This window comes from Staphylococcus saccharolyticus, assembly GCF_900458815.1.
GTDB classification, from domain to species: Bacteria; Bacillota; Bacilli; order Staphylococcales; family Staphylococcaceae; genus Staphylococcus; species Staphylococcus saccharolyticus.
On the sequence record NZ_UHDZ01000001.1, the window covers coordinates 1,912,025 to 1,925,186 of the forward strand.

A 13,162-nucleotide genomic window follows, 5' to 3' on the forward strand; every position below is an offset into this window, starting at 1 on the left:
ATTGTACATAAATCATATCTAAGTATTACAAGTACAATGATATAGAGGAATGTTCAAAAACTATTTAAATAATAAGAAGAACATGTTGGTAACATTATAAATTGCAGACTACATATACTTAGTAAAACTTTTTCAAATTAAATTGAAAAGCTAATTACAAAAACCGTCCATATTTGTCCGTTAATGAACGAGTATATTATAGACGATTATACTTAAGTCTCTTTATTATCCATTTCTTTGCGAAGGTATGCTTCAATAAAAAGACCAATTTCTCCATCCATCACTGAGTCAACCTTACCTGTTTCTTTATTTGTACGATGATCTTTTACCATTGAATACGGATGAAAGACGTATGAACGTATCTGACTGCCCCAACCAATATCTTTTTGTTCCCCGCGTATTTCAGCCATTTCTTGTTCTTGTTCTTCAAGTTTTAATTGATACAACTTTGATTTTAGCATTTTCATTGCTGCCTCACGGTTCTTAATTTGGGAACGTTCGTTTTGATTGTTAACAACAATACCAGTGGGGCGGTGCGTAATTCTAACTGCAGACTCTGTTTTATTAATGTGCTGACCACCTGCACCTGATGCTCTAAATGTATCAACAGTTATATCATCTAAATTAATTTCTATTTCAATTTCATCATTATCAAAGTCAGGAATCACGTCACATGAAGCAAATGAGGTATGACGTCTACCTGATGAATCAAAAGGTGATATTCTGACTAAACGATGAACGCCTTTTTCTGCTTTCAAATATCCATAAGCATTATGCCCTTTGATCAATAATGTTACACTTTTTACACCTGCTTCATCCCCAGGTAAATAATCAACAGTCTCTACATTAAAGCCGTTTTGTTCACAATATCGCTGATACATTCTAAGTAACATACTTGCCCAATCTTGTGATTCTGTGCCACCTGCACCGGGGTGAAGTTCTAAAATAGCGTTATTTGCATCATGAGGACCGTCAAGAAGTAACTGCAATTCATATTGATCAATTTTTTTTCTAAATTGCTCCACATCCTGCTCTAATTCGACCTTTATATCTTCATCATATTCTTCTTGAAGCAATTCTCTTGTGGCATTCATATCATCAACTTCATTCAATAAATTATAGTATTCGTTGACGATAGATTTTAAGGCATTATTTTTATCAATAGTACTCTGAGCCTTATTTTGATTATTCCAAAAATCAGGTTCTGCCATCATTTCTTCGTATTCTTGAATATTTGTCTCTTTATTTTCTAAGTCAAAGAGACCCCCTAATTTGATTTAAGTGATTTTGATATTCATCTATATTTCTTTTAATTTCTGATAGTTCCATTGATTTTCTCTCCTATTATCTAAATATTTATTTTCTCATATCGTTTAATATCATACATGAAATTCTTACTATTTAAAAATTCAACCTCAGCAATGGCCTTGACTACAACGTCCTATATATAAGTATTTTAAATTATTAAAGACTGAGTCATCCTTTTTTTGAATGTCTCAGTCTAAAATATAATCACACTTAGTATTTATTACATGAAAGATTTTATGCTTTACCATGACAATTTTTATATTTTTTACCACTACCACATGGGCATGGGGCATTTCTGCCAACTTGGTCTCCCTTAACAATTGGTTGTGGCTTAACTTTTTCTTTACCATCTTCAGCTGTTACATGTTTAGCTTCACCTAAATCTTTCGTTTTTTCACGTTCAATATCATCTTCAAATTGTACTACTGATTTTAAAATATATTTACATGTATCTTCTTCAATATTTTGCATCATAATATCGAAAAGTTCATGACCTTCATTTTGATAATCACGTAATGGATTTTGTTGTGCATATGAACGCAAGTGAATTCCTTGACGCAATTGGTCCATTGTATCGATGTGATCAGTCCAGTGTGTATCGATAGAACGTAATAATATCATACGTTCAAATTCACTCATTTGGTCACCTAATGTTTCTTTTTGTTTTTCGTATGCCTTTTCAATTTTAGCCCACACAACTTCAAAGATACCCTCAGAATCTTTACCTTTAATTTCCGCTTCTTTCAAGTCGCCTTCTTGTAAAAATACATCGTTAACATAGTTGATAAATGGTGTGTTATCCGGATTATCATCCTCATCATGAACAAAATAATTGATGGCACGTTGTAAAGTTGAACACAAGATCGCATTCACTACTTGGGAACTATCTTCACTATCAATAATTTCATTACGCTCATTGTAAATAATTTCACGTTGTTTACGTAATACTTCATCATATTCAAGTATACGTTTACGGGCATCAAAGTTATTACCCTCAACACGTTTTTGCGCTGATTCTACAGCACGTGATACCATTTTTGATTCAATAGGTGTTGAATCATCCATACCTAAATGATTCATCATTTTCTGTAAACGTTCTGAACCAAATCGTACCATCAATTCATCTTGGAGTGATAAATAGAATCGGCTATCTCCTCTATCACCTTGACGGCCTGAACGACCGCGCAATTGATCATCAATACGACGTGACTCATGACGCTCTGTACCGATAACAGTTAATCCACCTAATTCTTCCACGCCTTCAGCTAGCTTAATGTCGGTACCACGACCTGCCATGTTTGTTGCAATCGTTACTGCACCTTTTTGACCAGCGTTAGATACAATTTCTGCTTCACGTTCATGATTTTTGGCATTAAGCACGTCATGTCTAACACCACGTTTTTTCAGTAAGTTAGAAATGTATTCTGATGTTTCAACAGCAACAGTACCTAGTAAAACAGGTTGTCCTTTTTTATGCTTTTCAACTACATCTTCAACTACTGCATCAAATTTACCTTTTTGACTGATATAAATTAAATCTGATTTATCAACACGTTGAACAGGTTTATTTGTAGGTATTTGAGTTACAGTCATATTATAAATATTACGAAATTCTTCTTCTTCTGTTTTAGCTGTACCAGTCATACCTGCTAACTTATTATACATTCTAAAATAATTTTGGAATGTAATAGAAGCCATTGTTTTAGATTCATTTTGAATTGTTACGCCCTCTTTGGCTTCAATCGCTTGGTGTAACCCTTCAGAAAAACGACGTCCAGGCATAGTACGACCTGTAAACTGGTCAACAATTAATACCTCGCCATCAACTACCATATAATCTACATCACGTTGTAACGTTACATGAGCTCTTAATGCAGTATTAATATGACTAATCACTTCTACGTTTTGAACATCATAAAGATTATCTACTTTAAACATGCGCTCAGCTTTATCAGCACCCTGTTCTGTTAAATGAACAGCTTTTGTTTTTTCATCATAGTTATAATCATCTTCTACTTTAAGCATTTTTGCAAAAACATTCGCTTGAGTATATAAAGAGGTAGATTTTTCAGCTTCTCCTGAAATAATTAATGGTGTTCTTGCTTCGTCAATTAGTATAGAATCGACCTCATCAATAATCGCAAAATGTAATGGACGCATTACCCGTTCTTCAGCATAATTCACCATATTATCTCTTAAATAATCAAATCCAAGTTCATTATTTGTGCTATAAGTAATATCCTGAGCATAAGCTTCTCGTTTTTCTTCAGTAGACTTACTGTTTAAATTAAGCCCAACTGATAAACCTAAGAAATTGTATAATTCAGCCATTTCTTCACTTTGGAAACTTGAAAGATATTCATTGACTGTAATAACGTGTACACCTCGACCAGCTAATGCATTCAAATAAGTAGGCATTGTTGCAGTCAACGTTTTACCTTCACCAGTTCTCATTTCTGCTATGTCACCTTTGTGAATAGCAATACCACCCATTACTTGTACTTTATAAGGAATCATGTTAAATACACGTTTTGATCCTTCACGCACAAGTGCATATGCTTCAGGTAATATTTTATCTAAATAATCATTTTGTTTTTTTACATCTTCAATTTCTGATAATTCTTTTTGAAACGCCTTTGTTTTTTCTCGAATTTCTTCATCAGTAAATAATGCAGTATCTTCCTCGAGTGCAAGTACTTTATCTGCTAATTTACTTAAGCGTTTCGTTTCTTTTTTATTGCCGTCAACAATTTTCGATAAAAATCCCATTACATGTGTCGCTCCTTTAGCTAAAATTGTTTAGCTTACAACAATTTATCTTATCATTTATAACGTTAAAATAATACTTATATACTCAATTGTCTTAGTTAAATAAGATGATTCCCCTTCACAAATATATCATTAATCATGGACATTTTAATACTTCATTTGTTTTGATTGATACACAATATAAATGAAATCATTCTTCAATTGAAATCCTATCAATTAGCAACATATTTATTTTAACACGTTACAAACAATTTTTTCTCGTGATAAATAAATAATTTACTAATAAATTATTTATAGCCCAATTTAACTATTATAAATACAAATAATTGAATTTAATCGTCAAGTCACAGTAGCACATCATTGTTAATGTGTCTATCAATTCTTGTTAAACAGAGTTTAAAAACGCTCTTTGAAGAAAGCCATTATTCATAAAGTTTGGTGGACTTGACTCAGTATATAATTTTGCACACAAAAAAGAACTAAATTAGAAGTTTGTAATTACAATTTCTAATTTAGTTCTATATCTATTTTAAATGAAAAATGGTTATGTAAAATAAAATATATTTCTACATATGGTTATAATGATATTTGATGAGTTCTAACATCTGATGCATGTCATAACCCCATCTTGCATAATAAGCAATAGGATCAACATGGTCTGTTCCGCCCCAATATCTACTTACACCATTATGGCTTATTACAGATCCTTTACCTTCATTATCATCAGCAAGAATTGGTGGTATACCATTTTGTTTTAACATATAAGCTGCTAACCACGCTTGATTATTAACTGATTTTGCAAAATCTTCAAACGTGTACATACGTACAACTTCTATTTGATAAAAATATGGATTAGCTTTTGCTCCACACCCCCATACGTAATATTCAGAAGGTGCTGTGATATGGATTTCATTATTGTCGACAAACGCATGCACAAAAGCAGTTGTATATGTTTTGTACATATTATCTACCCATTGCTGTAGTGATTGGTGATCTACTCCTACTTCATGGATAACTACACCCATATAAGTACCGTGCTTATATGCTAATTTAGGTAAACTATCCATACGTGGATCTTTCACAACTTTAGAATGAGGAAGATGGTGATCAATAATATACTTATTGACACTTGGAAAATGAGACGGAATTGGATCATTTGGATTAGTTGGATCATCACCTGGAGTGGCACTACGATTACCTAATTGAGGCGAAAGATCTGAATGGCTCAAGATTGCTGATTCAGGTTGAGAAGGTGGTGAATTTTTGGCATGAGTGACGGGCGCAAAGCATAATGCCACTGACATTAAAATAATAGACGTGGAAAATGTAGTAAACATTTTCATCATGGTAAATCACTCCTTTCAAAAAATTAATACTTAAAAAGTATATAATATTTGTTTACATCTTTAATATGTATAAAAATTAATTTAAAGTCAAGTGTCATATTACTATAAAAGTGAATTATTTGTGTACTTTATTTCCCTTAACTACTTAATTTAAATAGTAAATAGGTACTATTCTTAATTATTTTCATTTTTATATAAGTGAATGAAATTAAAAAAGTACACTTACGTTGTAAATATTTACCAAAACCAATAAAAAAAGAGATTTCTACCCTAATTTGATAGAAATCTCCTTAAACTACTGATGAGAACTCAATTCTTCTCTTATCTATTTAAAGATAATTATTCAGTTGTTTCGATAAGACCGTATTTACCATCTTTACGTCTATACACAATACTTGTGCCATCTGTTTCTCTATCGGTAAAGATAAAGAAATCATGTCCTAAAAGATTCATTTGTAATACCGCTTCTTCTGAATCCATAGGTTTTAGGCTAAATTGTTTAGAGCGAATAATTTCAATATCGCTATCATTTAGTTGTTCTTCGGCACCACTAACCTCTTCTGGCTGTGCTTCTTGAACTTCGGCTACAAATATATCTTGATCACCACGATCTCTATGTTTACGATTGACACGTGTTTTATATTTACGAACTTGTCGTTCTAATTTGTTAGTAATTAAATCAATACCTGCATATAAATCGTCATGTCTTTCCTCAGCTCTTAATGTGACATCTTTTAAAGGAATAGTAACTTCAATTTTAGTTGTTGAATTAGAATAAGTTTTAACTTTTACATGTGCAACAGCATTAGGCACATTATTAAAGTAACGTTCCAACTTACCAATTTTGTCCTCAATATAATTGCGAATTGCATCTGTGATAGTGAGGTTATCTCCATGAATTTCAAATCTAATCATAGCCATCTCTCCTTTAACCTCTTTGTATTGGTAATGCTTACTTATATTTTATCATGTTTATTCTATCGTGCAAACGCAAACACTTTGAATTTTCTGACTTTTGATGATAATAATTTACACCCAGCATGGTGTATTGTTAACCCGGTTGTATAAATATCATCAATGAGTAAAATTGTCTTATTTTCTAAATTATATTCTGTCTCTCTAATTTAAAAAGGATTAGGCGCTTGCGCACGTTCTATTTTACCTAATTCAGATTGTTTTGGGCGTAAATCTGTTCCAAGAATATTTATATAACTTACACTCATTTTATCTTGCGGTAACGGGATTAAATGTACTTTCAATATCACGTTCAATTGGTGAAGGAATAGGTACAATTATATCATAAGAAGTTTTAGGTAACTTTAACTTTTTTGCAAAAACTGTCGCTAAATCATAATCACGCATAAATTTAAATTGATGCAACAGCTCTTTCATTACTCCTTGATATTTAAAATCACAATGAAGTGGATCCATTAAATGGAACTTCTTTTTTAAAAACTGACAATCGAAGCACAGTGACTCAGACGATACTTTTATATTGAGACATTTTGGACATCTCTCTTCTTTATTTAAAAGACGACTCATTTCCCAATCTCCCTCACACTGATTACAAAACAATCGAGGTAGGTTAAACAAATTATAAACATTTAGCACTTCATGAATGGGTGTCATACATTGAATACACTTACGCATCTAACCATCCTCGTTCTTTACCAAGTTGATTCATTGAAACTATATCTTTTTTGCGAATATCATCGATAGACTAACACCTTCATGTAAGAATAGTACTAAACCTGTCGGAGCTACCTGTTTGCGCCCAACTCTCCCAGCAATTTGAACTAAAGATGCTTTTTCGAAAGTACCAGCGTTGATAACTATGACATCAAGATTAGCCATAGTAAAACCTCTTTCTAGTATCGTCGTTGTAAACACAATTGCGTGCTCACCTCTTCTTAAAGCTTCTACCTTTTCAAATCTTAGGGCACCCTCACTATGCACACATATTAAATTGTCTATATCATTCTTATAAGTAAGATAGGTTTCGTGCATTTCTTTAATATTATTAAAAAATACTAAGGTATACCGTTGATTAATAAGTTGCTTTTTAAAAATACTCAGTAATTGAGACTGCTTCCTTCGTCGATTCAATTTAAAGTATTTAAAGTTTGGAACAGGTAACGGATACCTATGAAAACGTGCAGGAAGTTTAATAATACTTTTAGTGGAAAAAGCATTTAACAAATGACGTGGAGGGGTAGCTGTCATATAAATATGAGTATGCTTACTTTTTGAGGCAAAGACAATCGCTTGTTGTAATTGCGGTCCATTGAAAGCGGAAAAGCATCTACTTCGTCAACAAAAATAGTATCAAAGTGATCTTTAATCTTTAAAACAGAATAATTGATGTACTGTAGCAATGACAAAATGGCCTTTATATTTTTGTGAACTCGATTGATGTAGAGTATCAATTTGCTCATTCATAAAAGCATCCTTAATTCGTTGACTAATTTCAATCACGACATCTACTCTTGGTGAGAGTATAGCTACATTATGTCCTTTTTGACATGCTATTTGAATACCTTCAAACATCATTTCAGTTTTACCTGCGCCTGTCACTGCATATAGTAATAAATTTTCAGCACGTTTTATTGCTTTTACAACAGCTTTTGAGGCGTATTGTTGTTGTTCAGAAAGTTGGAAAGGTAATTCGTAATGAGCACTCGAAGGTTGTTGAGCACTTTTAATAATTCGATAGTCAGTGATGCTATCCATTCTTTCTAAATGAATACAACGGCGACAATAAACAATATTTTGTTTCACAAATTCAGAATAGTATTTTATAAAGTATTGACTATCTTTATTACCACATTGGATACAATGATAAAAGTGAGCATTTATCACTACACCTTTAGAAACTCGTGCAATGTGTTCCTCGCTTAATTGTATTGAGGGATGAACAAGTTTGCCATAATATTTAATTTGGTATCACTACTTTCAAAAAATAGCCTAAAACATATGAATAAGCAAAATAGTGCTAATACTTTACTGTAAAAACACTACCTTCACTCTTATCATTGCTCCTGACTATCTTATATTGTATTAATTAATATCAATTTTTCTTGGGAAATAACCTAATCCTAAACCACCAGATCCTAAGTGAGAAGCAATAACCGGACCAAACTCACAATATTGAATAAGCACATTTGGATGCTCTTCTTCTAATTGCTTTACGAATGACTTACCGTCTTCAGTTTTATCTCCATTAATAACAAATACTGTGACTTCCTCCAAGTCTTCAATTTCTTCGAAAATATTAATTTCTAGAGATTTAAGCGCACGTTTTTTAGTACGTACCTTCTCTTTTGGATATATTTTCCCATCTTTTTCAAAGTAGAGAACGGGTTTCATCTTTAATAAAGTCCCGACCCAAGCTTGTGCTCCAGTAATACGACCACTTTTTTGTAAATTTTTTAAATCATCTACAATAAGGTGCGCACCTATCTGTTCTCTAATTTCTGTTAATTCATGAATGATATCATCAGGCGTACGTCCTTGTTCAATTAACTGACTAGCATAGATTGCAAAGCTACCTTCAATCATTGCAGCGAGTCGTGTATCAAATGTATGCACGTTCACACCCTCAACCATTTCGCCAGCTTGTGTTGCGGATGGGTAACTTCCACTAATACCACTAGATAAATTGATGACTATAATATCAGTGTATCCTTGGTCTCTTAACTTCTCGTAATTTTCAATCCATTCACCAATTGCAGGTTGACTAGTGGTAGGAATTGTTTTAGATGACGCCATTTTTTTATAAAAGTCATCGATTGAAAAATCATCACTTTCAGTAAAATTAACGCCATCATCAAAAGTAACACTTAATGAAGCAACAGGTATGTTATATTTATCAATAATAAGTTGCGGTAGATAACTTGTAGAATCGGTCATTACTGCAATCTTCATAGTAGTCCTCCTCAAATATACTCATTGCCATAATACAATAATTTTTTGAAAAAGAAAATCTTATTTAAAGGATTTAGACTCTGTAAAGTTATGTGTATAATATTATTATTGAAAATGAACGGAATTGTAGGTGACATAAACAAATGGAAAAAACAATTGTTACAATTAAACAAGCCCACTCCATCGAGAATGTGGTTAATAAATCTAGATTTATAGCTTATATCAAACCAGTTTATTCCGAAGACGAAGCTAAATCATTTATAGACGAAATCAAAACACAACATAAAGATGCTACCCACAATTGTTCCGCATATACCGTAGGTCCTGAAATGAACATTCAAAAAGCAAATGATGATGGTGAACCGAGTGGTACTGCTGGTGTGCCAATGTTAGAAATATTGAAAAAACTTGAGATACATAATGCTTGCGTTGTTGTTACAAGGTATTTTGGAGGTATTAAATTAGGTGGCAGTGGCTTAATAAAAGCATATAGAGGTGCTGTCAGAGACGTTATCTATGATATTGGGAGAGTTGAACTACGTCCAGCCATACCTGTCACTGTCACATTAAATTATGATCAAACAGGTAAATTTGAATACGAATTGGCATCTACTACTTATTTATTAAGAGATCAGTTTTATACTGATAAAGTAAGTTACCGAATAGATGTCGTCAAAGATGAATATGAAAATTTTATCAATTTTTTAAGCCGCATAACTTCAGGCAACTATGAATTAAATGAAGAAGAGTCTAAATTATTACCATTTGATATTTCTACGAATTAAGTCTTAAATCAAATATAAACTTAAAATTACACTGAATTTAGGACATATTCAGCCTAGGTCATCAAATAATTAAATTGTGAGAAATGCATTTATTTTCCAAACTATATTAGTATAAAATTATTTTTAGATGAGTAATATTTATGATCGAAGGCCTGAAATTACTGTGCTTATCTAAGAGCGAGGTTAATAAAGCATCTCAAGAACAAAAGGTCATTTAATATGAATAGATAAGTAGCAGTAAAAATGATTTTTAATTAAAATCACCTTACTGCTACTTTTCTGAGGAATTATGCTCCAATCTCTTATTATTGCGAATGAATGTCCAAGACTCAATATAGTACTTTTGCTATATCTTATGATTTTGGATGCTGTTGTTCATCATAGTGATGTTGTTTATGATCATCCTTTTTAGTAATTAAATTTAAAATTGGTCGATAACTATCGTCAATTAGACCAGTAAATTCAACGATTAATTCAATTGTAAACACAATAAGAATAAACATCATTAGAGCACCAAGCGGCTGAGATAAATAAAGAATAACACTTGATAGACTAAACATAATTGCTATAGCATAAATCAACAACACCGTTTGTCTATGCGTATAACCCAATGCTAATAATTTATGGTGTAGATGTGATTTGTCAGCTTGCATGATATGTTGACCATTTTTCATACGACGGATCATTGCAAATAACGTATCAATGAATGGAACTGCTAAAATAACTATAGGGAAGAATAAGGCAATAAATGTAATATTCTTGAAACCTAATAAAGATAAAAATCCTATTATAAACCCAATCATTAATGCTCCGCTATCACCCAAGAAAATTTTAGCTGGATGAAAATTATAAAATAAAAATCCTAAAAGTGAACCTAAAAGTACGCAACAAATCATAATAATAAAGATATTGACTTGTAAAATGGCAATAAATCCTATGGTCATTAGTCCAATTGCTGACACTCCTGATGCAAGACCATCTAAACCATCTATTAAATTAATTGCGTTAGTTATAGCTACAATCCAAATCACTGTTATCGGTATACTTAATATTCCAAAATGAATGGTTGGACCCATAGGTAAAGAAATAAAGTCAATCGTAATGCCATATAAAGTTACAATTAAAGCTGCAACGATTTGTCCTGCAAGTTTCATATAAGGTTTTAAATCATAAATGTCATCTATTAAGCCAACCGTGTACATCACAATTGCTCCCAAAATAAGTGGCTTAATTTCACGTTCAATAGGATGACCTAACCATATTCCTATTAAAAATGAGAATAATATGACTGTTCCTCCCATTACAGAAATAGGTTTAGTATGTACTTTTCTAAAATTAGGTCGATCTACCAAGTCTAATTTTTTAGATACAGCAATAATAATAGGTGTAATTATTAAACTGACTATCATAGTTAATGCAATAAGTAGTAGTGTATACATCAGTTCACCTTCATTAAATAAGTTATCAATACTGTTAAATCTGTCATTACATTTTCTTTTTACATTGATCTCATACCTTTAATTTAATTTCATTATGAGTTTATATAATAATTATACAAATTGTCGTTTAAAGAGAAAGCTTTTATTTGTAAAATTTCAACTCGAATGTTCGAAACATTCTTTCCAATCATTCACCTAATATTTAGTGTTTATTAATGACCGTTTCTTAAAAATTGTCATCTCCGTAGTCCTCTTTATCGGTATACATTTTTTCTATCATACCATTTAAGAAACTATTTTAACATCAAATACCATTGTTTGTATCGATTTTCTACTACTAAGTGATGACAAATTGTAAGTTTTCACTTACAATAGCTAATGGTTAATGAAGGAGTCGGTATAGAAATGTTTGAAGCAATCATATATAACATATCTGTCATGGTTGCAGGTATATATTTATTTCACAGACTACAGTATTCTGAGAATAAAAGAATGATTTTCTCTAAAGAATACGTAACAGTTTTAATGACACTCGTTTCTTTACTCTTAGCTGCATACCCTATTCCATTTCAAAATGCATATCTCGTACACTTAACATTTGTACCATTGTTATTTTTAGGGCGATATACAAATATGATTTACACATTAGCTTCTGCTTTTATAGTTAGCTTAGTAGATGTATTTATCTTTGGAAATTCAATTATTTATGGCATTACTTTGGTAGTGATTGCGGGTATTGTTAGTGCAATAGGACCATTTTTAAAGCAAAATGATATCATTTCCTTACTTATTTTAAATCTAATAAGTATCATTATATTGTTATTCCTTGCGTTATTCAGCCCTATTTATGACTTGATTGAGATACTAGTGTTAATTCCTATCTCTTTCACCATAACAATTGCATCTGCTATTACTTTTGTAGATATTTGGCATTTCTTTTCGTTAGTTAATCGCTATGAAAATGAAGATAAGTATGATTATCTTACAGGTTTAGGTAACGTTAAAGAATTTGACAGACACTTGAATGACGTTTCAAGTAAAGCTGAAGAAAAAAATCAAAGTTTAGCACTACTACTTATTGATATTGATGGTTTCAAAGATGTAAATGACAATTACTCACACCAATCAGGCGATGCTGTACTTAAACAAATGTCACAGCTTTTAAAAAATTATGTGCCAAATCAATTTAAAATATTCAGAAATGGTGGCGAGGAATTTTCTGTTATTATTAGAAATTACACATTAGATCAAAGTGTTAAATTAGCAGAAAATATACGATCTGGTGTTGAAAAATCATCTTTCCATTTACCTAATAAAGAAGTTATTAAACTTTCTGTATCTATCGGCGTTGGCTACCTAACACAAGATGATCGTAAATCTCAACGTAAAGTGTTTAAAGATGCTGATGATATGGTACATGTTGCTAAAAGTGAAGGACGAAATAAAGTCATGTTTAACCCTATTGTTAAATTATAAAGTAAGGAATCTAACTGCTATCATTAATGTATAATTAATCACTTTTTGATTACGTTACATTAACGTATAGCAGTTTTTTACTTATTTAAATATTTATTTTCAATAATCATTCAAT

8 protein-coding genes and 2 pseudogenes are annotated in these 13,162 nt (G+C 31.6%); 2 read left to right on the top strand and 8 right to left on the bottom strand.

Annotation, left to right across the window (positions count from 1 at the left end):
- Positions 1 to 212 precede the first annotated feature (212 nt).
- The 7 genes and pseudogenes from prfB to fakB1 form a co-directional block, all read right to left on the bottom strand.
- A protein-coding gene (gene prfB, locus DYE57_RS09390; RefSeq protein ID WP_115313804.1) for a peptide chain release factor 2 occupies positions 213 to 1,329 on the bottom strand; the annotation gives its coding sequence in 2 pieces (ribosomal slippage) (positions 213 to 1,256 and positions 1,258 to 1,329; 1,116 coding nt in all).
- 213 nt (positions 1,330 to 1,542) lie between these two features.
- Positions 1,543 to 4,077, bottom strand: a complete 2,535-nt coding sequence (gene secA, locus DYE57_RS09395; protein ID WP_115313805.1) for a preprotein translocase subunit SecA — start codon at positions 4,075 to 4,077, stop codon at positions 1,543 to 1,545.
- 566 nt (positions 4,078 to 4,643) lie between these two features.
- On the bottom strand, positions 4,644 to 5,423 hold the full coding sequence (locus DYE57_RS09400; RefSeq protein ID WP_115313806.1) for an N-acetylmuramoyl-L-alanine amidase: 780 nt from the start codon (positions 5,421 to 5,423) through the stop codon (positions 4,644 to 4,646).
- A gap of 339 nt (positions 5,424 to 5,762) precedes the next feature.
- A complete protein-coding gene (gene hpf, locus DYE57_RS09405; RefSeq protein ID WP_115313807.1) occupies positions 5,763 to 6,338 on the bottom strand; it encodes a ribosome hibernation-promoting factor, HPF/YfiA family in 576 nt (191 codons plus the stop codon).
- Between the two features lie 62 nt (positions 6,339 to 6,400).
- Positions 6,401 to 7,073: pseudogene (locus DYE57_RS09410) on the bottom strand (ComF family protein).
- Positions 7,066 to 8,327 (bottom strand): annotated as a pseudogene (locus tag DYE57_RS09415) (DEAD/DEAH box helicase family protein). Before DYE57_RS09415 ends, DYE57_RS09410 begins: the two co-directional pseudogenes overlap by 8 nt.
- 153 nt (positions 8,328 to 8,480) lie before the next feature.
- A complete protein-coding gene (fakB1, locus tag DYE57_RS09420; RefSeq protein ID WP_115313808.1) occupies positions 8,481 to 9,347 on the bottom strand; it encodes a fatty acid kinase binding subunit FakB1 in 867 nt (288 codons plus the stop codon).
- 143 nt (positions 9,348 to 9,490) lie between these two features.
- Between fakB1 and DYE57_RS09425 the strand changes: the two genes are divergently transcribed.
- The gene (locus DYE57_RS09425) at positions 9,491 to 10,132 is read left to right on the top strand and encodes a YigZ family protein (protein WP_115313809.1); all 642 of its coding nucleotides are present in this window, start codon (positions 9,491 to 9,493) and stop codon (positions 10,130 to 10,132) included.
- A gap of 353 nt (positions 10,133 to 10,485) precedes the next feature.
- Here DYE57_RS09425 and DYE57_RS09430 read toward each other — a convergent pair whose 3' ends face one another.
- Entirely contained in the window at positions 10,486 to 11,571 is a 1,086-nt protein-coding gene (locus tag DYE57_RS09430; protein WP_115313810.1) for a glycosyltransferase family 4 protein, read from the bottom strand.
- 405 nt (positions 11,572 to 11,976) lie between these two features.
- On the opposite strand from DYE57_RS09430, the gene gdpS reads away from it, so the two are divergent.
- Positions 11,977 to 13,047 (top strand): GGDEF domain-containing protein GdpS, encoded by a 1,071-nt coding sequence (gdpS, locus tag DYE57_RS09435; protein ID WP_115313811.1) that lies wholly within the window; start codon positions 11,977 to 11,979, stop codon positions 13,045 to 13,047.
- Positions 13,048 to 13,162 lie beyond the last annotated feature (115 nt).

Coding starts and splice junctions, on each gene's coding strand:
- secA (WP_115313805.1), bottom strand. CDS start 4,077: ATGGGATTTTTATCGAAAATTGTTGACGGCAATAAAAAAGAAACGAAA.
- fakB1 (WP_115313808.1), bottom strand. CDS start 9,347: ATGAAGATTGCAGTAATGACCGATTCTACAAGTTATCTACCGCAACTT.
- DYE57_RS09425 (WP_115313809.1), top strand. CDS start 9,491: ATGGAAAAAACAATTGTTACAATTAAACAAGCCCACTCCATCGAGAAT.
- DYE57_RS09400 (WP_115313806.1), bottom strand. CDS start 5,423: ATGATGAAAATGTTTACTACATTTTCCACGTCTATTATTTTAATGTCA.
- gdpS (WP_115313811.1), top strand. CDS start 11,977: ATGTTTGAAGCAATCATATATAACATATCTGTCATGGTTGCAGGTATA.
- DYE57_RS09430 (WP_115313810.1), bottom strand. CDS start 11,571: ATGTATACACTACTACTTATTGCATTAACTATGATAGTCAGTTTAATA.
- hpf (WP_115313807.1), bottom strand. CDS start 6,338: ATGATTAGATTTGAAATTCATGGAGATAACCTCACTATCACAGATGCA.